At 68.9% G+C, this 25,515-nt stretch carries 25 protein-coding genes; 13 read left to right on the top strand and 12 right to left on the bottom strand.

The window, feature by feature from the left end; genetic code table 11:
* The first annotated feature begins 217 nt into the window (after positions 1–217).
* Entirely contained in the window at positions 218–556 is a 339-nt protein-coding gene (locus AC6I9V_RS08925; protein WP_497899134.1) for a hypothetical protein, read from the top strand.
* Positions 557–568: 12 nt separating this feature from the next.
* On the opposite strand, the gene AC6I9V_RS08920 is transcribed toward AC6I9V_RS08925, so the two are convergent.
* The 4 genes from AC6I9V_RS08920 to AC6I9V_RS08905 form a co-directional block, all read right to left on the bottom strand.
* A complete protein-coding gene (locus tag AC6I9V_RS08920) occupies positions 569–2,161 on the bottom strand; it encodes a dihydrolipoamide acetyltransferase family protein (RefSeq protein WP_497899133.1) in 1,593 nt (530 codons plus the stop codon).
* 11 nt (positions 2,162–2,172) lie between these two features.
* On the bottom strand, positions 2,173–3,153 hold the full coding sequence (locus AC6I9V_RS08915; RefSeq protein ID WP_497899132.1) for an alpha-ketoacid dehydrogenase subunit beta: 981 nt from the start codon (positions 3,151–3,153) through the stop codon (positions 2,173–2,175).
* Positions 3,153–4,400, bottom strand: a complete 1,248-nt coding sequence (gene pdhA, locus AC6I9V_RS08910; protein WP_497899131.1) for a pyruvate dehydrogenase (acetyl-transferring) E1 component subunit alpha — start codon at positions 4,398–4,400, stop codon at positions 3,153–3,155. Before pdhA ends, AC6I9V_RS08915 begins: the two co-directional genes overlap by 1 nt.
* Positions 4,401–4,547: 147 nt before the next feature.
* Complete coding sequence (locus AC6I9V_RS08905) at positions 4,548–5,666, bottom strand: histidinol-phosphate transaminase (RefSeq protein WP_497899130.1); 1,119 nt, start codon at positions 5,664–5,666, stop codon at positions 4,548–4,550.
* 59 nt (positions 5,667–5,725) lie between these two features.
* Here AC6I9V_RS08905 and AC6I9V_RS08900 point away from each other — a divergent pair, with 59 nt between their 5' ends.
* The gene (locus tag AC6I9V_RS08900; RefSeq protein ID WP_497899129.1) at positions 5,726–6,151 is read left to right on the top strand and encodes a phage holin family protein; all 426 of its coding nucleotides are present in this window, start codon (positions 5,726–5,728) and stop codon (positions 6,149–6,151) included.
* 9 nt (positions 6,152–6,160) lie between these two features.
* Here AC6I9V_RS08900 and AC6I9V_RS08895 read toward each other — a convergent pair whose 3' ends face one another.
* Entirely contained in the window at positions 6,161–7,669 is a 1,509-nt protein-coding gene (locus AC6I9V_RS08895; protein ID WP_497899128.1) for a hypothetical protein, read from the bottom strand.
* Positions 7,669–7,965: a hypothetical protein gene (locus AC6I9V_RS08890; protein ID WP_497899127.1), complete on the bottom strand. Its 297-nt coding sequence runs from the start codon at positions 7,963–7,965 to the stop codon at positions 7,669–7,671. The genes AC6I9V_RS08895 and AC6I9V_RS08890 overlap by 1 nt, the downstream gene beginning before the upstream one ends.
* Positions 7,966–8,172: 207 nt before the next feature.
* Here AC6I9V_RS08890 and purB point away from each other — a divergent pair, with 207 nt between their 5' ends.
* The 8 genes from purB to AC6I9V_RS08850 all read left to right on the top strand — a co-directional run bounded on the left by purB (position 8,173) and on the right by AC6I9V_RS08850 (position 17,510).
* Complete coding sequence (gene purB / locus AC6I9V_RS08885) at positions 8,173–9,615, top strand: adenylosuccinate lyase (protein ID WP_497899126.1); 1,443 nt, start codon at positions 8,173–8,175, stop codon at positions 9,613–9,615.
* 110 nt (positions 9,616–9,725) lie between these two features.
* Complete coding sequence (locus AC6I9V_RS08880) at positions 9,726–10,616, top strand: endonuclease/exonuclease/phosphatase family protein (protein ID WP_497899125.1); 891 nt, start codon at positions 9,726–9,728, stop codon at positions 10,614–10,616.
* 52 nt (positions 10,617–10,668) lie between these two features.
* Entirely contained in the window at positions 10,669–11,337 is a 669-nt protein-coding gene (locus AC6I9V_RS08875; protein WP_497899124.1) for a histidine phosphatase family protein, read from the top strand.
* A gap of 117 nt (positions 11,338–11,454) precedes the next feature.
* Positions 11,455–11,958: a GNAT family N-acetyltransferase gene (locus tag AC6I9V_RS08870; RefSeq protein WP_497899123.1), complete on the top strand. Its 504-nt coding sequence runs from the start codon at positions 11,455–11,457 to the stop codon at positions 11,956–11,958.
* A gap of 94 nt (positions 11,959–12,052) precedes the next feature.
* Positions 12,053–13,240, top strand: coding sequence for an alkaline phosphatase family protein (locus AC6I9V_RS08865; RefSeq protein WP_497899122.1), 1,188 nt, complete (start codon positions 12,053–12,055; stop codon positions 13,238–13,240).
* A 226-nt stretch (positions 13,241–13,466) separates the two neighbouring features.
* Positions 13,467–14,549: an extracellular solute-binding protein gene (locus tag AC6I9V_RS08860; RefSeq protein WP_497900289.1), complete on the top strand. Its 1,083-nt coding sequence runs from the start codon at positions 13,467–13,469 to the stop codon at positions 14,547–14,549.
* A gap of 91 nt (positions 14,550–14,640) precedes the next feature.
* Positions 14,641–15,705 carry an ABC transporter ATP-binding protein gene (locus AC6I9V_RS08855; RefSeq protein WP_497899121.1) on the top strand — a complete coding sequence of 355 codons (1,065 nt, stop codon included), beginning with the start codon at positions 14,641–14,643 and terminating at the stop codon, positions 15,703–15,705.
* Between the two features lie 35 nt (positions 15,706–15,740).
* The gene (locus tag AC6I9V_RS08850; RefSeq protein WP_497900288.1) at positions 15,741–17,510 is read left to right on the top strand and encodes an ABC transporter permease; all 1,770 of its coding nucleotides are present in this window, start codon (positions 15,741–15,743) and stop codon (positions 17,508–17,510) included.
* 51 nt (positions 17,511–17,561) lie between these two features.
* Here the strand turns inward: AC6I9V_RS08850 and AC6I9V_RS08845 are convergent, their stop codons facing one another.
* The 4 genes from AC6I9V_RS08845 to AC6I9V_RS08830 all read right to left on the bottom strand — a co-directional run bounded on the left by AC6I9V_RS08845 (position 17,562) and on the right by AC6I9V_RS08830 (position 21,213).
* Complete coding sequence (locus AC6I9V_RS08845; RefSeq protein ID WP_497899120.1) at positions 17,562–17,954, bottom strand: nuclear transport factor 2 family protein; 393 nt, start codon at positions 17,952–17,954, stop codon at positions 17,562–17,564.
* A 106-nt stretch (positions 17,955–18,060) separates the two neighbouring features.
* Positions 18,061–19,251, bottom strand: a complete 1,191-nt coding sequence (locus AC6I9V_RS08840) for a 4-hydroxybenzoate 3-monooxygenase (RefSeq protein WP_349412746.1) — start codon at positions 19,249–19,251, stop codon at positions 18,061–18,063.
* Between the two features lie 93 nt (positions 19,252–19,344).
* On the bottom strand, positions 19,345–20,124 hold the full coding sequence (locus AC6I9V_RS08835; RefSeq protein WP_497899119.1) for an IclR family transcriptional regulator: 780 nt from the start codon (positions 20,122–20,124) through the stop codon (positions 19,345–19,347).
* Between the two features lie 36 nt (positions 20,125–20,160).
* Positions 20,161–21,213: an FUSC family protein gene (locus AC6I9V_RS08830; protein WP_497900287.1), complete on the bottom strand. Its 1,053-nt coding sequence runs from the start codon at positions 21,211–21,213 to the stop codon at positions 20,161–20,163.
* A gap of 202 nt (positions 21,214–21,415) precedes the next feature.
* Here AC6I9V_RS08830 and mscL point away from each other — a divergent pair, with 202 nt between their 5' ends.
* On the top strand, positions 21,416–21,907 hold the full coding sequence (gene mscL / locus AC6I9V_RS08825; RefSeq protein WP_497899118.1) for a large conductance mechanosensitive channel protein MscL: 492 nt from the start codon (positions 21,416–21,418) through the stop codon (positions 21,905–21,907).
* A gap of 97 nt (positions 21,908–22,004) precedes the next feature.
* Positions 22,005–22,856: an ACT domain-containing protein gene (locus AC6I9V_RS08820; RefSeq protein WP_497899117.1), complete on the top strand. Its 852-nt coding sequence runs from the start codon at positions 22,005–22,007 to the stop codon at positions 22,854–22,856.
* Here the strand turns inward: AC6I9V_RS08820 and AC6I9V_RS08815 are convergent.
* Complete coding sequence (locus AC6I9V_RS08815; protein WP_497899116.1) at positions 22,853–23,812, bottom strand: diacylglycerol/lipid kinase family protein; 960 nt, start codon at positions 23,810–23,812, stop codon at positions 22,853–22,855. The genes AC6I9V_RS08820 and AC6I9V_RS08815 overlap by 4 nt on opposite strands.
* Positions 23,813–24,026: 214 nt before the next feature.
* Between AC6I9V_RS08815 and AC6I9V_RS08810 the strand changes: the two genes are divergently transcribed.
* The gene (locus AC6I9V_RS08810; protein WP_497899115.1) at positions 24,027–24,668 is read left to right on the top strand and encodes a hypothetical protein; all 642 of its coding nucleotides are present in this window, start codon (positions 24,027–24,029) and stop codon (positions 24,666–24,668) included.
* Between the two features lie 31 nt (positions 24,669–24,699).
* On the opposite strand, the gene AC6I9V_RS08805 is transcribed toward AC6I9V_RS08810, so the two are convergent.
* Complete coding sequence (locus tag AC6I9V_RS08805; RefSeq protein WP_497899114.1) at positions 24,700–25,515, bottom strand: IclR family transcriptional regulator domain-containing protein; 816 nt, start codon at positions 25,513–25,515, stop codon at positions 24,700–24,702.

Below are 25,515 nucleotides of genomic sequence, written 5' to 3'. Positions count from 1 at the left end.
CCTTTGATCGGCGTCCGCCGGCTCGGCGGGGGCTGGTGCCACTCTAGTGCCGCTGCGCGGGCCGGGGACAGGTATCCCGCGGATTTGACCGGCGTCACCAGCCCCCGTGGGCAGTCTCACGCCGGTTTTGCCGGCCGGGACGACCGTCGCGCCGGTAAAATTGGGGATGCCCCCGACGGTGCGGACAGCCCTATCCGCCTTCATCCCGGGAGACACCATGCCTGCAATCCAGCGCCGCCAGCTCGTTGGCCACGACATCCTGCTGGCTCGCCACGGAAACCACATCAGCACCATGCGGGTGGACCGCGCGGCCGGCCGGGTGGTTGCCTACCTTGATGACGGATCGGTGGACAGCGCCCCGAACCTGATCTCCCCCGCACTGCGGATGCCCGATACGGTCCGGAGCGTCCTGCGCGAGGACTGGAAGTTCCTCGGCGCCGTCACGGCCGCCAGTTTCGGCCTGGCCGGCGTGCTGTTCGCCGCCGCCGCGGCCGCGGCGGGCTGGGGCAGCGCCCCAGGCATGGCGGAACTGCTTTCGGCCTACCCCGGCAGCTAGTCCAGCTGGAGCTCAGTCCAGCAGCAGGGCGGGCTCTTCGAGGATGGACGCGACGTCGGCCATAAACCGCGCCGAGAGGTCCCCGTCCACCACCCGGTGGTCGAACGAGCCGCCAAGGGTGGTGATCCAGCGCGGGATCACCTCGCCGTCCAGGACCCAGGGCTTCTGCTTGATGGTTCCGAAGGCCACGATGGCCACCTCGCCGGGGTTGATGATCGGCGTGCCCGTGTCGATGCCCAGGGCGCCGATGTTGGTGACCGTGAGAGTGCCGCCCTGCATCTGCGCCGGCTGGGTCTTGCCCGCCCGCGCCGTGGTGGCAAGGTCATTGAGGGCCAGCGCGAGTTCCTTGAGCGAGAGGTCCTGGGCGTTCTTGATGTTCGGCACCATCAGGCCACGCGGGGTCGCGGCGGCGATGCCCAGGTTCATGAAGTGCTTGACGTGGATCTCGGCTGAGTCGCTGCCGTCCTCGGCATCCACCCAGCTCGCATTGACGCTGGGGTTGCGCGCCGCGGCCCAGATGACGGCCTTGGCGAGGATCAGCAGCGGCGAGACCTTGATGCCCTCGAAGTCGCGGGAGGCCTTGAGCCGCTTGACGAACTCCATGGTGCGGCTGGCATCGACGTCCACGAAGATGGACACGTGCGGGGCCGCGAAAGCGGACTCCACCATGGCCCGGGCGGTGGCCTTGCGGACGCCCTTGACCGGGATGCGTTCGATCCGCTGCTCCTGGGGCCGGCCGGTCTTGCCCCAGAACGAATCCGCCTGGTCCAGCTCGGCGTCGCGCTGGGCCTGGTAGCTGACCAGGTCCTCGCGGGTCACCTCGCCGCGCGCGCCGGTGGGCACGACGTCGGCCAGGTCGATGCCAAGGTCACGGGCGAACTTCCGGACCGGGGGCTTGGCCAGGACCCGGCTGACGAGTCCGGTGATGGCGCCGCCCAGCGTCGGGCGCTGGTCGATCGCCTCGGCTGCTGCCGGGGCGGGACGCTCGGCGCTGGCGACAGCCTCCGGGGTGATCCAGATGTCGTGCGCCTCGACGGGTTCGAAGGCGGGAGCCGGGGCGACGGCGGGAGCCGGGGCGACGGCGGGAGCCGGGGCGACGGCGGGAGCCGGGGCGACGGCGGGAGCCGGGGCGACGGAGGGGGCCGGGGCGGCGGCCGCCGGAACTGCCGGCGCGGAGATCCGGCGCCGGCGCTTGACGGCGTCGGCTTTAGGGCCGGAACCGACCAGCGGGCCGCCGGCCGGGGGCCCGCCGGCGTCGGAGGTCTCCGGCTGGAGCGTGCCGTACATCGGTGCAGCATGAGCGTCCGCCGGCGCGGGGGCTGGCACGGGCGGCGCAGGCGGGGCGGTGGCGGGCTCCGGAGTCGCCGTGTCCGAGACGCTGATGATCGGCGTCCCGACGTCGACGGTCACGCCCTCCGGGACCAGCAGCTCGGTGACGGTCCCGGCGTACGGGGACGGGAGCTCCACGAGGGACTTGGCGGTCTCGATCTCGCACAGCACGTCGTTGACGGCCACGGTGTCGCCGGCCTTGACCTTCCAGGAGACGATTTCGGCCTCGGTCAGGCCTTCGCCGACGTCGGGAAGGTTGAACTTGTTCACGGTCATGGAGATCCCCGTCAGTAGGCGAGGGCGCGTTCCAGCGCCTCAAGGATGCGGTCGATGTCGGGGAGGTAGTCTTCCTCCACCTTGGCCACCGGGTAAGGCATGTGGAAGCCGCCGACGCGCATGACCGGGGCCTCGAGCGAGTGGAAGGCCCGCTCGCTGACGCGGGCGGCGATCTCGCCGCCGATACCGCCGAAGGTCGGCGCCTCGTGCGCCACGATCAGCCGGCCGGTCTTCCGCACCGAGTCCGTGACGGTGTCGAAGTCGATCGGCGAGATGGAGCGCAGATCGATCACTTCCACGCTGAGGCCGTCCTCGGCGGCGGCGGAAGCGGCGGCGAGGGCCACCGGTACCAGCGGACCATACGCCACGACTGTGGCGTCCGTTCCGGCGCGCAGAACGTGGGCCTGGAACGGGTCCGCGGACTGGCCCGGGGAGGTGGTGTCCACCTCGCCCTTGAGCCAGTAGCGCCGCTTCGGCTCGAAGACGATCACGGGGTCGAGGCAGTCGATGGCCTGCTGGATCATCCAGTAGGCGTCGTGCGGGTTGGACGGGGTGATGATCCGCAGCCCGGCGGTGTGGGCGAACAGCGCCTCGGGCGACTCGGAGTGGTGTTCGATCGAGCCGATGCCGCCGCCGTACGGGATCCGGATAACTACGGGCACGGTGAGGTTGCCGTTGCTGCGCGAATGCATCTTGGCCAGCTGGGTGGTGATCTGGTTGAAGCCCGGGAAGACGAAGCCGTCGAACTGGATCTCGCAGACCGGCAGGTAGCCGCTCAGCGCCAGGCCGATGGCGGTGCCGATGATGCCGGACTCCGCCAGCGGGGTGTCGACGACGCGGTCGGCGCCGAATTCGCCGATCAGGCCGTCCGTGACGCGGTAGACGCCGCCCAGCGGGCCGATGTCCTCGCCCATCAGCAGGGTGCGCGGGTTACCGGCCAGCGAGGCCCGGAGGCCCTCGTTGATGGCCTTGGCAATGGTCATGGTGGTCATCAGTTGGCCGCCTCCGTATCGGCAGGCTCCGCCTCGTCGGCGAAGCCGGCACTGTACTCCTCGAACCACGCCAGCTCTTCGGCCACCAGCGGGTGAGCCTGGGCGTAGGTGTTGGCGAACGCCGTCCGGATGTCCGGGGTTTCCAGGTCGTGGGTGGTCTTGCGAACATAGGCGGCGAGCTCGTCGCCGTCGGCCTTGACTTGGTCGAAGAATGCGTCGTCGGCAAGGCCTTCGGCGCGGAGGTATTTCTCGAGCCGTTCCAGCGGGTCCTTTGCCCGCCACTGCTCCTCCTCCTCGGAGCCGCGGTACTTCGTGGGGTCATCCGCGGTGGTGTGCGCGCCGACCCGGTACGTGAAGGCCTCGATCAGGACCGGGCTCTTGCCTTGGCGGGCGCGTTCCAGGGCCCATTCGGTGACGGCGTGGACCGCGATCACGTCATTGCCGTCCACCCGGATGCCGGGGAAGCCGTAGCCCTTGGCACGGTTGGAGAGCGGGATGCGGGTCTGCACGGTGGTGGGCACGGAGATGGCCCAGTGGTTGTTCTGGCAGAAGAACACCACGGGGGCGTTGTACGAGGAGGCGAACACCATGGATTCGTGCACGTCGCCCTCGGAGCTGGCGCCGTCACCGAAGTAGACCATCACGGCGGCCTTCGGATCCTGCGCCGGGGCCGCGGACCCGGCGGCTGCCGCCTGGGCTGCGGCGCGCTTCTGGTCCCGCTGGATGCCCATCGCGTAGCCGACGGCGTGCGGGGTCTGGGCGGCAAGGACCAGCGTGTACAGGTGGAAGTTGGTGTCCTTGGGATTCCAGCCGCCATTGGACACGCCGCGGAACTGGCGCAGCAGTTCGGCCAGGTCCACGTTGCGGGTCAGCGCGACACCGTGTTCCCGGTAGGTGGGGAAAATGTAGTCCTGCGGCTGGCTCGCGCGGCCGGATCCGATCTGCGCCGCTTCCTGGCCGGTCAGCGGGACCCACAGCGCCAGCTGGCCCTGCCGCTGCAGGGCGGTGGCCTCCACGTCAAAGCGGCGGATTTTCGCCATGTCGGCATAGAACCCGCGGAGCTTCTCGGCATCGAGCCGGGCCGCGTACTCGGAGAACACCGGATCGGTGCCCAGGGCGCCATCCGGGCGCAGCAGCTGGACCATGGGGACGGCGGGATCGCCCAACACGGCCTCGGCCTGCGCCTCCCGCTGGTCGTCCACGCCGGTTCCGTCGAACTCGGTGGAGGGCAGATGTGTGGCGCCCATACCGTCTCCTTGCCTGCCGCATCCGAATGCGCCGCAATCGCTGGGATATATGCCGAACAAGGAATACATTCCCGGTCCGGCATATATTTGGCTTACTCGTCCCCTACTTTATCCGCAGCGGGCTCCCGGCGGACTTCATGTTAAGCGCTAGGAACGCTGCGGGGGTTTTGTATAGATCGCACACAATTCAAGGAACCGGGTATTGGCCTCGGGTTCGCCGATGCTCACGCGCACGCCCTCGTTGCCGAAGGCCCGGACCGAGAGCGCCCGCTCCCCTGCCAGCGCGGCGAATTCCGCGCTGTTGGTGCCCAGATTCAGCCAGACGAAGTTGCCCTGGGCGTCCGGCACGAACCACCCGAGGTCGCGCAGTCCGGCCGTCACGCGGTCCCGTTCGTCGACCAGGCTTTGTACCCTTTCTACAACCTCGCCGAAGTGCTGGAGCGAGGTCACCGCCGCCGCCTCGGCGATCTGCGAAACCGCGAACGGTGTGGCGGTCACCCGCAGGTGCTGGGTGAGCTCCGGCTGGGAGACGCTGTACCCCACGCGTAGTCCGGCCAGGCCGTGCGCCTTGGAGAAGGTCCGCAGCACCACCACGTTGGGGTACTTGCGGTACATCTCGATGCCGTCAACCGCGTCCTCGGCCCGGACAAACTCCTGGTAGGCCTCGTCGATGACCACCACAATGTCCGAGGGCACTGTCTTGAGGAACCGCTCAGTTTCCTCCGTGGTGAGGATGGGTCCGGTGGGGTTGTTCGGGGTGCACAGCAGGATCATCCGGGTGCGCGCCGTTACCGCGGCAGCCATCGCGTCCAGGTCGTGCCGGCCGTCGGCGGTCAGCGGGATCTGCACGCTCTGCGCGCCGGCGACGCCCACGCTGATGGGGTAGGCCTCAAACGAGCGCCACGCATAAATGACCTCGTCGGCCTTGCCGTCGTCGTTCTGGCCGGCAAAGGTGGCCAGCAACTGGTTGAGCGCCCCGAGGCTGCCCGCGCCGGTAACGATGTCCTCGGCCGGAACGTCCAGGAAACCGGCCAGCTCGCCGCGGAGTTTGCTGCTGAGCGGGTCCGGATAGCGGTTGAAGTCGGTCTGCGCCGCGATGGCCTGCTGCACTGCAGGAATCGGGGGCAGGGGATTCTCGTTGGAGGACAGCTTGTAGCTCACCAGCCCCTCGACCGGGACCGGGGGTTTGCCGGCCGCGTAACGGGGAAGGAGGTCTACCACCGGCCGCGGGCGGATCCCGCCGGCCTGGTTCTCTGATGAAGTCATGCGACCTAGCCTACTTCGACCTCCTGCCGGGAGGCCCGGGGATGTGACAGCATGGGGCCATGCGCTCACTCTTCGTGCGGGTCATCGTCAATGCACTGGCCCTTTGGATCGCCAGCTGGATCCTTCCCGGGATGGATATCTCCACCACCGCCACCACCGGGGCCGTGGCCAACAGCGGCGTCACGCAGGGCACGGACACGATCGGGATCATCCTGGCGTACCTGTTCATCGGGCTGATCTTCGGCCTGGTCAACGCCCTCGTCAAACCGCTGGTCAGCCTGCTGTCGCTGCCGATCACCATCCTCACGCTGGGACTGTTCACGATCGTCATCAACGCCGCCATGCTGTACCTCACCTCATGGCTGAGCTCCTACACGCCGGTGCATTTCACCATCGACTCCTTCTTCTGGACGGCAGTGTTGGCCGCCATCATCATCACCGTGGTATCCCTGGTCGCCGGCAGGCTTCCGGGCGGCCGCCGTTAACCCCCGGCTCTAACCCGGCACCCCCGGCGGCACCGGTCTAGCATCCGGCCTCGCATCCGCCCGCGCGTCCGGTCGCGGACCCTGACTCGCGTCCCGTGCCGGCGGACCGGCCGACGGCGTTACGGGCTTGCCGCGGTCCGGGCCCGGCGCCGTGGGGACGCCCTTCGGGGCCAGCGCCTCGCGCCGCAGCGAGAACCTCGTGACCGTCGCGGTGCCACCGGCCCCGACCACCGCCGCGAGCGCGGCGGTGGAAGCCTGCAGCGAGGGATCCTTGCTCGCCGAAACCGCTTCCGCCCCGGCCGCGTAGTTTTCCAGCCGGTGGCCGGGGCCGAGCCCGAAGTCCTGCGGCGGCGGCATGGCCAGGTCATTGGTCAGGGTCACGGTCACCCGGTCCCTGGTGTCCGCGTTGGCCAGCCCGTCGGCCCCCGGCACCCAGTCGTGCCGGTGCTCCAGGTGCAGGCTGCCGATCCCGGGTTCGGGGGTGATGCCGCCCACCGGGGAACCCGCGGTCAGCACGAACCTGAGGTCGAATTCGGCCAGGAAGGCTTTGTCCCGGCTGAGGTTCATGGCGTGGATGCCGCCCTGGCTGTAGCCCACCACGGCGAGCTGCTCGCCCGCTTCGGCGCCGGCTTCCCGCAGCGCCTGCCGGATAGCCGCGTTTGTTGCCTCCGAGTCGTAGCCGAGCGCCTCGGCGATACCGGCCGTGTCGAACGGATTCGTCCCCTCGGGCAAGCCGCCGAGCTGCGTTCCCGGAATGATGACCACCCAGGCGCGCGCGCTGCCGCCGTCGACCCGGATGACTTCGATGTCGCCGCTGGTCCGGCCCACCGCCTCGGCCCGGCGCAGCAGGCCGGCCGGGGAGACATCCACGTCCGCGGTGGCCGTTTCGCTGCCGACAACCCTGACCGGCCTCGGTTTCAGGAATTCCAGTCCCGGCGCCGCGGTCAGGTCCCGGACGGCGCGGCGGACGTCAGCGGGGCCGCTGAGGACCCCGACGGCCCCCGCTAGCGGAAAGGTCAGGCCCAGCAGCAGGGCGAGGCCGCGGGGAGCCTCGGCCACCGCGTGTTCAACCTGGTCCCGCACGCCCGGGAGCTCGAAAGGCACCGGAGAAGTGCCGTACTCCGGGGCGCCGAGACCCATCCGGAGCAGCAGCGCGTTCCGGGCCTCGGTGAACTCGTACTCCCGGTGGCTGGCCCGGACCTGGGCCGCGATGTGTTCCAGCTCGGCCCGGACCCGGCCGACGTCGCGGCCCGCCTCCCCGACAGCGATGATGGCGTCGCTCCCGCTGCGGTAGGAATCTGTCTGGTACTGGAAGAGTGACCGGCGGATACCGTCTGCTTCGCCTTCCACGGCGTACAGCCGGCGCACGACGGCGTCCAGGGCCGCGGCGCCGGCCAGCAGCTCTTCGAACTGGAAGCTGAGGCCGCCCACCCCGCCGCGGATGCGCAGCATCCCGTCGGGAGCGGGCACGGACGGGCGCGGAACCTCGCCGGAGCCCGACGGAGTTATCTCCGCCATCAGTAGCCCGGGCGTCCGGATGAGAGTGTCACCTGCTGGGCGTGGCGCATCACCACCGCCTGCGCGTCCGCCAGCGCGTCCCGGGCGCGCCGCAGGGACGCGGCCTGCAACGACAGCGTGGTGCGGTAGGCCCGGCCCGCCGGGGATTGCCAGTCCTGGAGCTCCAGCCGGGTCAGACCGGCAAGGACGGCGCCGGCCTGCTCCGCGCAGGACGCCACCCTGGCCGCCAGCTGTTGGACCTCGTAGCTGCGTGAGGCGCAGGCCGCCGCATCGGTTGCCGTCAACGTGCCGCTCATGGCCGGAGCTCCCTTCCCTTGCAGTTCCCGTCCCGGATTCCAACGCTAGGGACCCCCTGCGGGGGCCGGAACCGGCTGCGCCGGCTATGTGGAAAAGCCGGCGGCCCTGCGCCCCGGCCCGCGGATCCGGGGAACGCCGGCAGCGCCGGGATGTCATACGCACCCGCGCGCTTAAGGCCCGGCGGCACTTCGTGAAAGAATCGGACCATGCCTGAAACTGCCGCCACAGCTGAGACCCGCACGCCGTCCGGACGCCTGGCCCTCGCCGCGTCCGACCACCAGATCGCTCTCGGCCCGCTGGACGGCCGCTACCAGCCCGCCGTCGCGCCGCTGGTGGACTACCTCTCCGAAGCCGCCCTCAACCGCGACCGGGTCGCCGTCGAGGTTGAATGGCTGATCCACCTGACCAGCAACAACGTGCTGCCGGGCGCCGGGCCGCTGAGCGCGGAGCAGCAGGCGAAGCTGCGCGCCATCGTGACCGAATTCGACGCCGCGTCGGTCGCCGAGCTGGCCGACATCGAGGCCGTCACCGTGCACGACGTGAAGGCCGTGGAATACTACATCGGCCGCCGGCTGCCCGGCGTCGGGATCGAGCACCTGACCGCCATGGTGCACTTCGGCTGCACCTCCGAGGACATCAACAACCTCTCCTACGCGCTCGGCGTCAAGGGCGCCGTGGAAGACGTCTGGCTGCCGGCGGCCCGCAAGCTCGTCGCGCAGATCAGCGCCATGGCCGAGGCCAACCGCGCGGTGCCGATGCTCTCCCGCACCCACGGCCAGCCCGCCACCCCCACGACGCTGGGCAAGGAGCTCGCCGTGATCGCGCACCGGCTGACCCGCCAGCTGGACCGCATCGCCCGGACCGAATACCTCGGCAAGATCAACGGGGCCACTGGCACCTACGCTGCGCACGTCGCTTCCGTGCCGGGCGCCGACTGGGAGCAGGTTGCCCGGAGCTTCGTCGAGTCCCTGGGCCTGGCCTGGAACCCGCTGACCACGCAGATCGAGAGCCACGACTGGCAGGCCGAGCTGTACGCCGACGTCGCGCGCTTCAACCGGATCCTGCACAACGTCTGCACGGACATCTGGAGCTACATCTCGATCGGCTACTTCGCGCAGATCCCGGTGGCCGGCGCCACCGGCTCTTCCACGATGCCGCACAAGGTCAACCCGATCCGCTTCGAGAACGCCGAGGCCAACCTGGAGATCTCCTCCGGGCTGCTGGACGTGCTGGGCTCCACCCTGGTCACCTCCCGCTGGCAGCGCGACCTCACCGACTCCTCCTCGCAGCGCAACATCGGCGTCGCGTTCGGCCACTCCCTGCTGGCCATCTCCAACGTGGCCAAGGGCCTGGACCGCCTCGACGTCGCCGAGGACGTGCTGGCGAAGGATCTGGACACCAACTGGGAGGTCCTCGGCGAGGCGATCCAGATGGTGATGCGCGCCGAGGCGATCGCCGGCGTCGAGGGCATGGAAAACCCGTACGAGCGGCTCAAGGACCTGACCCGGGGCCAGCGCGTGGACGCCGCCCGGATGCAGGAGTTCGTCCAGAGCCTTGGCCTGTCCGCCGACGCCGAAGCCCGGCTCCTGGCCCTGACCCCCGGCAAGTACACCGGCATCGCCGACAAGCTCGTGGACCACCTGGCCTAGCCGTGCTTGCCCTGAGTTAACCTTCCGGCAGGCCGCCGTTTACGCGGCCGTCGAGGACTGGCCAGCTTCCACGGGGAAGCTGGGACTGTTACCGACACGAGGAGAACCCCTTGCCGAGCGACACCGCGTCGACCGCACGGACTGTCCTGGCCGACCCCGGCGCTGAAGCCGACCCCGGCGCCGGCACTGCGGCCGCGGCCGCGGACGCGGCCGCCCTGAGCCTGATGAGTTTCAACATCCGCTGCGACATCGCGTCGACACTGCCGGGGCAGGCCGACTACTGGCCCGAGCGCGTCCCGGCGCTGCAGGCCGTCCTGGCCGAGGAACTCCCGGAGGTCCTCGGCATCCAGGAGGGCCTGGAGCACCAGCTGGCCGTGATCGAAGAAGCCCTTCCGGAGCACTACCGCATGATCGGCCACGGCCGCGAGGGCGGCCGCCGGGGCGAGCACTCCTGCATCTTCTACGACTCCCGCCGCCTGCGCCTGCGCATGTGGGACCAGTTCTGGCTCTCGGACACGCCCACGGTGCCCGGATCGGCCACCTGGGGCAACGACGTCACCCGGATCGCCACGTGGGGTCGGTTCGAGGACAGCTGTACGGGACGTGAGCTGATGGTGGTCAACACCCACTTCGACCACGAGTCAGAGAACGCCCAGTTGCGCAGCGCCGAGGCCATCATCGAGCATGCAACCCGCGAGCCCGGGCTGCCGACCGTCCTGATGGGGGACTTCAACGCCGACGCCGGCGCCTCCGGGGCGTACAGAACCCTGGTGGGCAGCGGCGCATTCCGGGATTCCTGGACCGCAGCGAAGCAGCGGCTGACCCCGGAGTACGGGACGTTCCCGAACTACAAGGACCCGGTCATCGGCGAAAGCCGGATCGACTGGATCGCGGTGACGCCGAATATCCAGGTTGCCGAGGCCGCGGTCAACACCTTCCGCCTGGACGACCGCTACCCCAGCGACCACGCGCCAATCCAGGCCACGGTCCGGATCCCGTGACCGGATCCAGTGACCGGCGCAGCCGGCACAGGCAGCCGGTAAAATCGCTGCCATGAGGCTGCTGCTGATCCGCCACGGGCAGACCCCGGGCAACGTCCTGGGCCAACTGGACACCGCCCACCCGGGACCCGGCCTGACCGAACTAGGCGAGCGGCAGGCCGCCGCCCTCGCCCGCACCCTGGTGAACGAGCGGATCGAGCTGCTCTACGCGTCCACCCTCGTCCGCACCCAGCTCACGGCCACACCGCTCGCGAGCAGCCGGGGCCTGGAAATCGAGGTGCTCGCCGGGTTGCGGGAAATCGAAGCCGGCGCCCTGGAAAAGCTCACCGATCGCGAATCCCACCTGCGCTACCTGGGCACCGTGTTCGCCTGGGCCGAGGGCGAGCTGGACCGGCGGATGCCCGCCGGGCCCAGCGGGCACGACTTCTTCGAACGCTACGACGACTCGATTGCGAGGATTGCCGCCGCGTCCACCGGCGCTGACGACGCCACCGTGGCCGTGGTCAGCCACGGCGCCGCGATCCGGGTCTGGGCCGGGCTGCGCGCTGCCAACGTCGAGCCGGGGTTCGCGGCGCGGCACGTGCTCGCCAACACCGGTATCGTGGCCCTCGAAGGCGATCCCGACGCCGGTTGGCGTCTGATCCACTGGGACGACAGTCCGGTGGGCGGGCTCGCCCTCGCGGACCCGACGGCGGAAGACCCCACCGGCCGCCCGGCCTAGCCTGTACTTCGGGCCCCGGGCCGCCGAGTTCTCGAAGCCCTTACACGGCGGAAACACCGGCGAAACCGCGCCTCCCTAGCCTTGGTCTGCATAACCCTTCGGCGAATCGAGGCAGCGATGCAGACCAACCCGCGGCTCCACATCCGGCAAGTCCCCTGGGCCAACCCCGTGGGCGCCGACCTGCGGGCCGCCCAGCAGGCGGAACTGGACGCCCGCTTCGGCCACAGCAACCACGAGCCCGGACCGCCGCCGTCGGAGACGGACACCGCGGTGTTTCTGGTGGCCCACGACAAGGCGTCCGGCCAGCCGGTGGGCTGCGGCGGTCTGCGGCTGCTGGACGATTGCATGGCGGAGATCAAACGCCTCTACGTGCTGCCGTATACCCGCGGCTCGGGGGTGGCCAGTTCCATCCTGGCGGCGCTGGAGGGACACGCCCATGCCCTGGGCATCACCACCCTGACCGCGGAGGCTGGTTCGGTACAGGCCGACGGCCGGCACTTCTACGAGAGTTCGGGCTTCACACCCGTGCCCAACTTCGGCCCCTACGCCGGGGTGGAACACTCGTACTGCTATGCCAAGGCGATCGACTCGCACAGCGCCGCGCGCACGGCAATGGTGTGAACTCCCTGTGAATACCGCCCGGGCGCTGTCGCCGGGGGCGGCAAAGGGCTTTGCTTAAGACACGGACCACAGCGTCAAGAGAAAGCCGCAACGCATGAGCCGGAACCGTGCCCTCCCCGCCCGCCGGATGACCGGCCTCCTGCTTGCCTCCGCGCTCATCACCGCGGCCGCCGCCTGCACCCCGGCCCCGCAGCCGCCCGGCCCCACCGGCAGCGGCACGCCCACGGCGACTGCACCGACGACGGCGAGCGCCCCGCCGTCGACCCCGCCCCCGTCAACTTCTGCGCCGCCGTCGTCGCCCTCCGGCGGGCCGCAGGCGGCCGGCAAACCCGGCCACGTTTTTATCATCAACTTCGAAAACAAGAGTTACGACAAGGTGTGGGGTTCCGGCTCCGCCGCTCCGTATCTCTCCCGGACCCTGCGCGCCCAGGGGGTGCTGCTCTCGGAGTATTACGGCATCGCGCACAACTCCAACCCCAACTATCTGGCCCAGATTTCGGGGCAGGCCTCCAATCCGATGACCCGCGCCGACTGCCCGACGTATGCGCCCCTCACCCAGACCGGCACGGCCGCCCTGGGCCAGGTGCAGGGCACCGGCTGCGTCTATCCCGAGTCCGTCCCCACTGTCGCCGGCCAGCTCAGCGCCGCGGGCAAGACCTGGAAGGGCTACATGGAGGACATGGGGACCCCCTGCCTGCATCCAGAACCCGGCGCCAAGGACGACCACCAGGGCGCCAAACCGGGGGACCAGTACGCCACCAGGCATAACCCCTTTGTCTACTTCACCGCGATCACTTCCTCCCCGGACTGCGAGCGCAATGTGGTGGACTTCTCGGCCCTGGCCGGAGATCTGCAGTCCATTGCCACGACCCCCAATCTCTCCTACATCTCGCCCAACCTCTGCAACGACGGCCACGACAGCCCCTGCGTTGACGGCAGCCCGGGAGGGCTGGCCGCCAGCGACAGCTGGCTGCGCGAGCAGGTCCCTGCCATCCTCGACTCCCCCGCCTTCAAGCAGGACGGCGTCCTGGTCATCACGTTCGACGAGACCGAGGGCCAGACGACCGGATCCGCCGCGATTCCCGGCGGCGCCGCCGGCGGCCGGGTCGGTGCCCTGGTGCTCTCGCCCTTCACTCGGGGCGGCACGGCCACGGACACGCCGTACAACCACTTCAGCCTGCTTGCCAGCATCGAGGACATCTTCTCGCTGCCCCGGCTCGGGTACGCCGGGGCGCCGGGCCTCAAGAGCTTCGGCGCGGACGTTTTCAACGCCCGGTCCTGACGTTGGCCTGACCTGCCGGGGCGGTGCCGGGTGTTCACGGGGCGTTAAGCCCGCGGGCGCGAGCCGTTCCCGTGCGCAGGCCAAACTCGAACCTCGTGGCCCGAACGATTTTATCGATTCGATAGGCATAATCGACCCAATCCGCAGCCCGCGGCTATAGGCTGGCCCCACAATGCCCCCTGATCCCAATCAGAATCGAGTCCCACCTGTGCGCACGTTGAAAACCATGGTTGCCGCCGCCGTCGCCGTCAGCCTGCTCTCCGGCTGCGGCGCCGGCGCCGCAGCCCCCGGGTCCTCCTCCGCCGCCGCCGGGCCGGCCGCCGTCGCCCCCTCCGGTCCGCCGTCCGGCGAGACCCTGGTGGTGTACACGAACTCCAACGGCGAGGGCCGCGGCGAGTGGCTGACCCAGAAGGCCGCGGAGGCCGGGTTCAAAATCCAAATCGTGGGTGCGGGCGGTGCCGACGCCACCAACAAGCTGATCGCCGAGAAGAACAACCCGATCGCCGACGTAGCGTTCGGCCTGAACAACATGTACTTCGAGCAGATCAAGGCCGCCGGCGCGGTTGAGCCGTTCACCCCTTCGTGGTCCGGGGAAGTCGATGCAGCCAAGGGTGACAAGTCCGATTCCAAGGCGTACTGGCCCCTGGTCCAGCAGGCAATCCTTCTCGGCTACAACTCCGCCAAGTACAGCAAGGACCAGGCGCCCAAGGACTGGACCGACCTCTGGACGCAGGACAAGTTCAAGTCCCGCTACGAGCGCGTCACCGGCCTGGGCACCGCGACTGCCCAGCTCGTCTTCGCCAGCATCCTGACCCGTTACAAGGACGACGGCGGGGACCTGGGCATCTCGAACGAGGGCTGGAAGCAGATCGAGGGGTACTTCAAGAACGGCACCCCGGCGGTCGCCAAGACCGATCTCTTCGCCCGCATCGCCTCAGGCGACACGGACATGGGCCAGATGCCGTCCTCGATCATCGCCGAACGGCAGAAATCCTTCAAGGTCACCGTGGGCACCGTAATGCCGTCCGTGGGCGTGCCGCTGGCGATCGAGCAGGTTGCCCTGGTCAAGGGCTCGAAGAAAAAGGACGAGGCGCTCAAGTTCATCAACTGGTTCGGCAGCGCGGAGACCCAGGGCGCCTGGGCCCAGCAGTTCAACTCCATGCCGGTCAACACGGCCGCCGTGGCCAAGGCCAAGCCCGAGGTCGTCGAGTTCTTCAAGACGCTCAAGCAGCAGGACATCGACTGGAACTTCGTGCAGGCAAACATGGGCAAGTGGGTAGAAAAGATCGAACTGGAATACATGAGCTGAGCCGGGCGGACGGGCCCGGCCGGCAGCAGCGCCGGCCCGGCCCGCCATCGCCGTCGCCGCCTCTGCCCCGCCGCCAGAAAAGACAGGTCCCATGATCCGTTTCGAAAACATCGAGGTCACTTTCGGTGACTTCACCGCCATCCCCGGGCTCAACCTGGAGGTGAAGCAGGGCGAGTTCTTTACGCTGCTGGGTCCCTCGGGCTGCGGCAAAACGACGGCGCTGCGCACGCTGGCGGGGTTCATCGAGCCCTCCGCCGGCGAGGTCTACGTCGACGGCCGGGCGGTCACGCGGCTGCCCAGCGATAAGCGGCAGGTGGGCATGGTGTTCCAGAACTACGCGTTGTTCCCCAGCATGAGGGTCTGGGAAAACATCGCCTTCGGCCTGCGCGTCCGCAAGGAGACAGCGGCCGAGAGCGACCGGCTGGTCCGCGACATCGCCCGGCGCGTGGACCTGTCCGAGGAGCAGCTGCACAAGAACGTCGCCGAACTCTCCGGCGGCCAGCAGCAGCGCGTCGCCGTAGCCCGGGCGCTGGTGCTGCAGCCGAAGATCCTGCTGCTCGACGAGCCGCTCTCGAACCTGGACGCCAAGCTCCGGCACCAGCTCCGGCAGCAGCTCAAGGACCTGCAGAGCGAGTTCGGCATCACCACGGTCTACGTCACGCATGACCAGGACGAGGCGCTGGCCATGAGCGACCGGGTGGCCGTCTTTAACAAGGGCGTGGTGGAGCAGGTGGGCACGCCGCAGAGCATCTACGACGAGTCCGCCACCGAGTTCGTCTGCAATTTCATCGGCGACAGCTCGCGCCTGGGCGCCGACCTCGTCGCCGAACTGAACCGGCTCTCACGCCACGCCCTGGACCCCTCGGCCAACTCCTACCTCCGGGTGGAGAAGGCGTCGCTGGAGCCGGCCGCTGACGGCTCGGCCGTTGCGGTGGACGGGACCGTCATTTCGCGGACGTACCACGGGCTGCACAGCCGGTATGTCGTGCGCTGCCACGGTTCCGAGATCCGCCTGCTGGTCAAGGAAGACGGCGGCGCCCACCCCGCCACCGGCAGCCCCGCGACCGTCTACGTCCAGCCCGCCCACGTGCTCCAGTACCACCCGGAAACCGGCGTCTCGCTGGGCGGCCGGCTGCAGGAAGCGAACCGGGCGTGAGCCGGGCCGGCGCCGGCGGCGCCAGCACCCGGAGCATGCTCCGCTCCCCGGCGGTGCTGGCGGCCGGGGTCGTCCTGACCTGGTTCATCGCCGCCTTCCTGGTCTGGCCCAACGCGAATGTGCTGATCCAGACGTTCTTCCCGGACGGGAAGTTCTCCGGCCGGGCCGCCGAGAAACTGTTCTCCTCGCAGCGGGCGATGAAATCGCTGGGCAACAGCTTCCTGCTGGCCGTCGCGCTGTCCATCACGGTCAATGTGGTGGGGATCTTCATTGTGCTGGTCACCCAGTACTTCAAGATCCGCGGTTCCCGGATCCTGTTCCTCGGCTACGCCACGACATTCATCTACGGCGGCATCGTCCTCGCCGCAGGGTACAAGTTCATCTACGGGGAGAAGGGGATCGTCACCGGGTTCCTGGTCTCCCTCTTCCCGGACCTGGACCGCGGCTGGTTTTCCGGGTTCTTCGCCGTCCTGGCCGTCATGACCTTTGCCACCACCACCAACCACATGCTGTTTGTCACCAACGCCCTCAAGGGGGTGGACTACCAGACCATCGAGGCGGCCCGGAACATGGGCGCCTCCACCTGGACGATCCTGCGCCGGATTGTGCTGCCGATGCTCAAGCCCACCCTGTTCGCCGTGACCGTGCTGTCCTTCCTGACCGGACTCGGCGCCCTGTCCGCGCCGCAGGTGCTCGGCGGCCGGGACTTCCAGACCATCACCCCGATGATCCTGACGTTCACCAACAGCCCCACCTCCCGGGACCTTGCCGCCCTGCTGGCCGTCATCCTGGGCGTGGCGACCATGCTGATGCTCGCCGTCATGACGCGGCTGGAAAAGGGCGGAACCTACTTCTCGGTTTCCAAGGTCTCCGCCGGGCTGCAGAAGCAGCAGATCACCAACCCCGCGGCCAACGCCGTCGTGCATGCCCTCGCGTACCTGCTGTTCGCGGTCTACACGCTGCCGGTGGTTTTGATTGTGCTGTACTCCTTTGCCGACGGCGCCGCCATCCAGACCGGCCAGCTGCAGCCGGGCAGCCTGACCCTGGACAACTACGTCCGGGTTCTCACCCAGCCCTCGGGGCTGCGGCCGTTCCTCATCAGCATTGCCTACAGCGCGCTGGCCGCCGTGATCGCCGTCGGCGGCCTGCTGTTCGTGGCCCGGATCCTGCAGAAGTACCGCAACTGGGTCACCACCGCCGTCGAGTACCTGCTGCACATTCCGTGGATTTTGCCGGCGGCGCTGCTGGCCCTGGGCCTCATCCTTAGCTATGACCACCCGAATCCGCTGGTGGGCGGCGCCGTGCTGACCGGAACCACCGTGATCCTGCTGGTGGCGTTTGTGACCGTGAAGATCCCCTTTACGCTCAGGATGCTCAAGGCTTCCTTCGCCGCGGTCAACTCCTCGCTCGAGGAGGCCGCCGGGATTATGGGCGCCAAGACGCTCTACATCTTCCGGCGCATTCTGCTGCCGATCGTGCTGCCTGCCGCGGCCGCGGTCACGGCGTTGAACTTCAACAGCATGCTGGACGACTACGACACGGCGATCTTCCTGGCCCACCCGCTCTTCCAGCCGCTGGGCCTGGTCATCAAGGCGAACACCGACGGCGCCGAGGGCATCGAGGGGGTGTCCAACACCTTCGTCTACACGGTGCTGCTGATGGTGATCACCGGTGTGACGATGTACCTGGTCTACGGCCGGTCGGGGCGGAAGCCGGGCGCCGCAAAGGCCAGAGCCGGCGGCACGGAAACCCCGGCGGCGGTCCCCATGGACGACGCGCGGAAAGATCCCGCGCCCGTTCCGTGACCGCCGCTTGGCTGGGGCTGGCCGCGGCCCAAGCTAGGGTGTCGGCACGGGCTAGACCCAGAAATCGTCAGCCCTGGCCGTGTCCTCGAAATACTCCCTGCCCTCGGCGATTCTTCCGTCACGGACCACAAACGTGATGACGGTGGACATATCCAGGGTCTTGCCGTTGTTGGTTCCGTGTGTTTGCTGGATCGCGACTGTGTGGTCCTCGCCGCCGACGATGTCCTGGACCCTGGCCTGGAAGTCACCCTGGGTGCGTGCTCCCAGTTCCCCGAAGTAGGCCAGGACGGCGTCGCGGCCCTGTTTCGTTCCCGAGAGCACGCCGCTGCCGGCCACGTACCAGACTGCGTCCTCCGCGAACAGCTCGTTGAGGGTCGCCATATCCCCGGCGTTGAAGGCCTCGTACCCTCGCCGGACCAGCTCGATATTCTCCGTGCTTCCCATGATCGGACACCTCTCCGTCGTCCTTGTTGGGGTCATGCTGGGACGGTTAAAGGCTAGTCCTGGCCCGGGGTGCTGTCGACGGAATTTTGCGCCCTGCCGCGGCCGCCTAGCGTCCTGCCGGCCAGCCCGTGTAGGCCTCGGCAAGGTAGGCGCGGCCGTGCCTCGAGGACACCACGGAGCTGAGCTCGCCGAGCTGCCGGGCGCGGGCGAAGTCGTCGGCGTCGGTCGGGGTGTGGAGCATGGAGGTCATCCAGTAGGAGAAGTGCTGCGCCTTCCAGACCCGGTCCAGGGCGCGGTCGCTGTACAGGTCCAGGAGCCTGGTGGAGCCGGTCTTGTAAAAGCTGTCGAGGCCCTCAAAAAGCACCTTGACATCGTGCAGCGCGAGGTTCAGGCCCTTGGCCCCGGTCGGTGGGACGGTGTGGGCTGCGTCGCCGGCTAGGAAGAGCTTGCCGTGGCGCATCGGGGCGTGCACAAAGCTGCGGAACTTCAGGACGGTTTTGTCGATAACCGGTCCCTCCTTGAGTTCGAAGCCGTTGCCGTTGACGCGGCTGCGGAAGGCGTCCCAGATCCGGTCCTCGCTCCAGTCGTTGACGTTCTCGTTGGGATCGCACTGGAAGTACATTCGCTGGACGGTCTCGGTCCGCTGGCTGATCAGGGCAAAGCCGTTCTCGGAGTTGGCGTAGATCAGTTCGTCGGAGCTGCGCGGCGCCTCGGCCAGGATCCCGAACCAGGCGAAGGGGTACTCGTGGAAGTACCACTTGCGCTGGGCCTCCGGGATCTGGAACCGGCTGTGGCTGCGGGAGCCGTCTGCGCCGGCGATGAAGTCGGCCTGCAGCTCCCATTCCACTCCGTCGGCATCGGTGAACCAGACCTTTGGGTCGCCCTCAAGGTCGTAGATGGTGGTGTCGGTGACGCTGTACCGGACATCGCCGCCGTCCGCCCGGCGCCGTGCGGCGAGGTCGAGGAAAACGTCGGTCTGGGGATAGAGCCAGACCGACTCGCCGACGAGGTCCTGGAAGTCGATCCGGTGGCTTTCGCCGTTGAAGCGCAGTTCGATGCCGTCGTGGCGGTCGCCGTCACGCAGGACACGGTCGGAGACGTCGCTGTCCACGAGTAGGTTTACGGAGCCGTGTTCCAGGATGCCCGCACGGACGGTTTCGGAGATTGCCTGGTGGCTGCGGATCTCGATCACGGTGGATTCGATGCCCTCTTTGGCCAGCAGGTGCGAGAGCATCAGCCCTGCCGGGCCGGCCCCCATGATCGCGACCTGGGTGGTGATGACTTTGCGGTTTGCCATGGTGTCCTCGCTTCGTTGCGGGGCCGGGACTGCTGGGCGTCCGGGGCCGGTGCTTTCTCTGGCTACAGTGTGCGCCCACCGGGGTGATCCGCGTTACAGGCTTTCCGTTGAACGGAAATCAGCGGCCGCGCGGGCGTCCCCGAGCCGCCGGCCGATGCCGCGGGCCGCGGTCTGCAGGGCCGGGACCAGCGCCTGCAGCCGCACCTCCCGCAGCGGGACCACGACGCCGAGTGCCGCCACAGCGCGCTTCCGGCCGTCCAGCACCGGAACGGCGATTCCCCAGGTGTCGGCATCCACCACTCCGGCCAGCTCGGCAAAACCCTGGCCGGCCACCTCGGCCAGGAGCGCACGGACGTCCGCGGCGCGCACCCCGCCCGCGGGATCGGTGAACTGGCGCAGGTACTCCGCCTGCACAGGGGCCGGCTGGTGGGCCATCAAAGCCAGTCCGGCCGAGGAGAGGTGCACGGGCATCCGGCCGGCGATCTGGGCGCGGTTCGCAACTGAGCCGCGACGGGACAACCGTTCCACGAACAGGGCCTCCCAAGCGTCCAGCACGGCGAGGTTCACGTTCTGGTGGAGCACCTGCTGGATGTCCTCCATAAAGGGCATGGCCGCCTGCCGCAGGGCCAGCGTGGGGGAATTCCGGTTCACCAGCTCCCACAGCCGCAGCCCCAGCCGGACCGATCCCCCGCCGCCCAGCTCCACGAGGCCGTGCCCGGCCAGCTGCCGGACCAGCCGGTGCGCCGTCGTCAGGGGCAGGCCCGCACGGTCCGCGAGGTCGGAGAGCTGCAGGGCCGTCGAGCCCTCGGGGAACGCCTCGATCAGGCGCACCACGCGGTCCACCACCGAGTCCCCGGTGCGGGAATTAGCCATCCGTCCTGCTTCCCCAAGCTGTTGCTGTGCCTGGTATCAGTCTTCCATTGAATGGCCACCCGCGCTGAGCCGGCGCCACACGGCCGGAGCCAGCACCACGGCGACGCCGACGGTGGCCCCGATGACGGTCTCCAGGAAGCGGTCCCGCAGCAGCGTTCCCGCCGGCACTGGGGCCACCAACAGGGTCGAAATCAGGGCCAAAGGGGTGACGAAGACCTGGGCCAGCACATATTGGCGGGCGATGAACATTTCGGCGCCGAACTGGCAGGCGGCGATCACCAGCACGGTCTGCCAGGGGGCGGGTTCCAGCAGCAGGATCAGGGCGAGCAGGACCAGCCCCAGGGCGGTCCCGATGATGCGCTGCAGGCCGCGGCTGAGGCGGTGCCGCGTGGTGTGCCCCACCAGCGGGACGACGGCGGCTACCATGGCCCAGTAGTTGTGACCGAAGCCGAGCCACTCCCCGATCAGGGTGGCAAGGGTGCCGGCCAGCCCCGCCGCCACGAGGTATCCCACCGCTTCAAGCCGGGCCACGCGGCGCTCCACTGCGGTGGGCCGGGCCGGCCGGGGCCAGGACCAGGGCTGGCGGCGGCTCCGGAGCACGCGGGCGGACAGGCCGATCAATAGCGCGAAGATGACCGTCAGGACCGCCACCAGCATGCCCTGCCACAGCGGCGGCTGGTTGTGGATCGAGGCAATCGCAGCAAAGGCGAAGATGTGGAATAGCGACCCCGCCGGCCGGAGCCGCCACCAGGCGACAATCAGCGAGCAGCCGCCGGCCACCAGCGTGGTGGCGAGGACCTGCAGCCAGGTGCTGCCGGATGGCGTGAGGGCGAACACTTCCCCGGCCCGGGCCGTCAGGGCACCGAGCAGGATCACCGCCAGCATCAGCGCGCCGGCCCGCAGCTGGAGGATCAGCCGCCGGCCGTGGGGCTCGTTCCGGCCGTAGATTCCGGTGAAGGCGCCAAAGGAGGCAAAGATGGCCAGATCCAGGCGGCCCAGCAGCACCAGGCTCAGTAGCGGGACAAAGACGCCCACGGCGCACCGGACCGCGACCTGGTGATCCTTGTTGGCCGGAGCCATGGTGAACATGTCGGCAAGCAACGTCGCGGGCTTCACGGGCGGGATGGGCCTTCCTTTGCATTCGGTTCAGGGAACGACGGCGGCACTGGCATCCGGTTGAATCGTACGCCTGCAGCGGGACATTCCGGGCCTCGGATTCCGTTGAACGGAAGCCTTGTTGGGGGTCGAGATGGTAGCGTCTAGCGGTTGAAACACCATTCGAGAGGACACCATGCTCAAAGGATTCAAGGATTTCATCCTGCGCGGCAATGTGATCGAACTGTCCATCGCCGTCGTGGTCGGCACGGCCTTCACCGCGCTGGTCACGGCCTTCACCACAAACATCATCAACCCGGTTATTGCGGCCGCCGGCGGCGTCGAGACGCACGGACTCGGCTTCTACGTCTGGCCCGGCAACGACAAGACCTTCGTCAATATCGGGGCGGTCGTGACGGCCTTTGTGACCTTTATGATCACCGCCGCGGTGGTGTACTTCATCTTTGTGGCGCCGATGAACCGGATCAACCGGATGGTCAAGCAGCGCCTGGCCACCGCCGAGCCGGAGGAGAAGCCCCTCCCGCCGGACACCGCGCTGCTGGCGGAGATCCGCGACCTGCTGGCTTCGCTGGCCGGATCCGGCGCGAAGCCGGGAAGCGACGCCGAGGGCGGCGCGGATGCCCCCGGCCGCCGGACGGCCGAGTACTCCGGCGAACGCAGCCGCTGACCCGCCCGGCCCGCAGCTCCTGGGCCGGGCCGCGCCGGGACGCCAATCTTCATCCATCGGCAACCAGCCCGAAACAGCCGGCGGACACGATAGGAGCATGAAGCCCAGAGCAAAACGCACAACGCCGGCGGAGTTGAGCTGCGAGGTCTGCGGCCAGATGCCCGAACCCACCAAGGCGCGGCTGACCCTGGCCAACGTCGCCGTGATGCTGCCGATCGAACTGCTGGTGCACGCCGCCGTCGTCGAGACGCACCTGCCGTACCTGGCCAAAGTGCTGGTGCTCACGCTGACCGCCACGGTGCTGGTGATCTGGGTGGCCGAACCGTCGGCGGCGCGGATGCTGCGGCGCTGGCTGCACGCCCCGGCCCTGCGGCAGCGCAGCCGGCTCGGCGCAGCACCGGCCCTGTGGCGGGCGCGCACGGTGCTGCGGGACCGGCCCGGCGCCCTGCAGAAGCTCACACAGGCCCTGGCCGGGCTGGAGACCAACATCCTCAGCATCCACGTCCACCACGTGCCGGGCGGGGTCCTGGACGAATTTGTCCTGTCCGCCCCGGGGGAGGTGGGCGAGGCCGGGCTGCTGCGGGCCCTGCGCGAGGGGGGCGGCCGCGAGCCGCAGGTCTGGCCCACCACCGCCCTGGCCATGGCCGACGGGCAGACCGGCGCCCTGAGCCTCGCGGCCCGGATCGCCGCCCATCCCGCCGAGCTGCCGCTGGCCGTGGCGGAGCTGCTGCGGGCGCGGATCGTTGCGCTGCCGGGATCGGACCCGGGGCCGCCGTTCCAGGACCCGCGGGACGGCACGCTGCTGCGGATCCCAACCGCCTGGCACGGCCCGATCAGCTTCATCCGGCCCGGCGAGCCGTTCACCCCCGCTGAATCCGCGCGGGCCCACCGGCTGGCCGAGCTCGCCGAGATCCTCGCCTACCGGCAGGTCCCCGCGACGGAGGGCTAAGCCGCCTTCGTCATCCGGATGGCCAGCGCCTCGTGCTCCACAGTGACCTTGAGGTGCTTGGCCTTGCCGATGTGATCGCCGTCGAGCTGGAACTCCTGCTCATGGTCGAGGCTGATTTCCGCGGTCTTCCCGGCGAAGTACTCCACCGACTTGTTCTTGCTGTCCTTCCGCCCGAACATGCCGGCCAGCACGCTGAACCAGCCGAGCCTGCCCGCCGGGGCCAGGATCAGGACGTCAAGAATGTTGTCATCGATCTTGGCGTCGGGGAAGACTTCCACGCCGCCGGTGATCTTGCCGCAGTTGCCCACCATCACGCTGCGGATCCGCCGCCGCACCGGGTGCTGCCCGTCGATGCTGATATGCGCCTTCACCGGCTTGCCGGGCAGGTGCCGGATGCCGGCTTCCACATACGCGAGCCAGCCCACACGGTCCTTGAGCTCGTCGACGGTGTTCGCCATGATCGCCGCATCGTAGCCAAGGCCGGCCATGACCAGGAAGACCTGCTCGTCCTCGGCGTGGTCCAGGCTGGCCTTCACCACGTCCACCTTGATGTCGCTGCCGTTCAGGACGTCATAGCTGGCGGCCACCGGATCGGTGATGTCGACGCCGATGTTGCGGGCCAGCAGGTTGCCGGTGCCCATCGGGACCAGGCCCATCGGCGTCCCGGTGCCCGCAAGGACCTCGGCCACGCAGCGGACCGTGCCGTCGCCGCCGGCGGCGATAACGACGTCGACCCCCGCCTCGAGCGCCTGGCGGGCCTGGCCCAGGCCGGTGTCCTCGGCGGTCGTTTCGAGCCACAGCGGTTCGCTCCAGCCCTGTGTTTCGCAGAGCCGGTAGAACGAGGCTTTGAAGTCCTCGCCGGAGGATTTCATGGGGTTGATGATCACGGCGGCGCGCTTGGGCTGGACGGGGGCGTCCTGGCCGGGGGTTTCCTGCGCGGCATTGGTCTGTGGCATGGCGTCCTTCGGGCAAGTGGTCGGGATGGGTCCCGCAGGGAAATCCTATCGGGGCGGGGCTGGAACCTGGCGCAAGAGGTCTAGGAATCACGGCAGCACCGTCCCGGCCGAAACAATGCCGCCAAAATCCTCATTTTCGGGCCGCCTTGTGCCAGACTGGGCGGGACTTACCGGCACATCGATGACCGGGACACTCATCTCATTTGGGGGAATGATGACAGAGCGCGCAGATTTTGACGCTGAAAAAAAATCCGAATCCTTTGGCCCGGCCGAGCCGCGCTACGGCCAGCGGTGGCCCGACGGCGCGCCCTGGCCGGATTCCGCGGAACACCGGCAGGCGCAGCTGCCCGCGTTGCCCCTCCCCCTCCCCCGGCCCCTCCCCCCGGTCCGGCCGGAGTCCCTGGATAGCACGGTGCGCGGCACGGTCTTTGCCCTCGCCGTGGTGCCGGTCGGCGTCGGACTCTGGCTGCTCCTGTGGAAGCTGGGGTGGATGGGGTCAATCGTTGCCTTCGTAACCGCGGCAGGAGCCGCCCGGCTGTATCTCGCCGGCAGCATGGCGGGCCGCGGCTCAAACATGACCAAGCATGGCGCGTGGGTGGTTGTGGGCGTGACAATCGTGACGGTGCTGTTGTCATTCCTGGCCAGCATCTGGGTGGACCTGGCCGACTACGTGGGCGATTCACCGCTGGCGATGCTGGCCCAACCCGAGGCATGGGACCTCCTGGGCTACAACCTGACGAGCAACCCGGACCTGATCGAGGACCTCAAGGGTGAATTCCTGATGGCGCTGCTGTTCAGCGCCCTGGGCTGCTTCTTTACGCTGCGGCAGCTGTTCGCCCAGGCCCGCCGGGGCTAGGCCGGGGTATCGGCACGGGCCCTGCCCCGGATCAGCCTCCGGCGGAGAGGTCGGCCGAAATGAGCTCCGCGGTGGCGACGGCGGCCTCGCGGACCGACTCCAGGTAGGCCGCCGGGTCCGGCTGCGCAGCGACGGCCTGGGCCTGCAGCGAGACGTTGATGGCGGCGACCACCTTGGGACCGTCGTGGATCGGCGCGGCCAGGGACATCAGCCCCAGCTCCAGTTCCTGGTCCAGCAGGCACCAGCCCTGGCCGCGGACGGTATCCAGCTCCGCCACGAGTTCTTCGGGGGTGCCGATCGCGCGTGGTGTGAGGGGCCGCAGTTCGGCCGTGGCCAGGTACTCCTTGAGCCGTGCCGGCGGGAGGGCGGCCAGCAGCACTCGGCCCATGGAGGTGGCGTACGCCGGAAACCGGGTGCCCACGGTGATGCCGACGGTCATGATCCGACGCGTGGCGACCCGGGCGATGTAGGCGATGTCAGTCCCGTCCAGCACGGCGGCCGACGTCGACTCCCCCAGCTTGAGCGAGAGCTCCTCCAGGTGCGGCTGCGCGATTTGCGGCAGCGACAGCCCGGAGAGGTAGGCGTAGCCAAGCTGGAGCACCTTGGCGGTCAGCGCGAAGGCCTTGCCGTCGGTGCGGACGTACCCGAGCTCGACGAGGGTGTGCAGGAAGCGGCGCGCGGTGGCCCGGGTGAGGTCCGTCCGGGCCGCCACCTCGGTCAGCGTCATCAGCGGGTGGTCCGAGTCGAAGGACCGGATCACCGCCAGCCCCCTCGCCAGCGACTGCACGTACTGGTCGCTGGCCGCGGGCGCCCCGTCGGCCCGGGTGCCCTTTGCTGCCTCAGTCAT

The sequence above is a fragment of the Arthrobacter sp. SlRoot2-15 genome (genome assembly GCF_059739345.1).
Note: the sequence above shows the minus strand (reverse complement) of the source record. Positions and strands in the feature narration are given on the sequence as shown.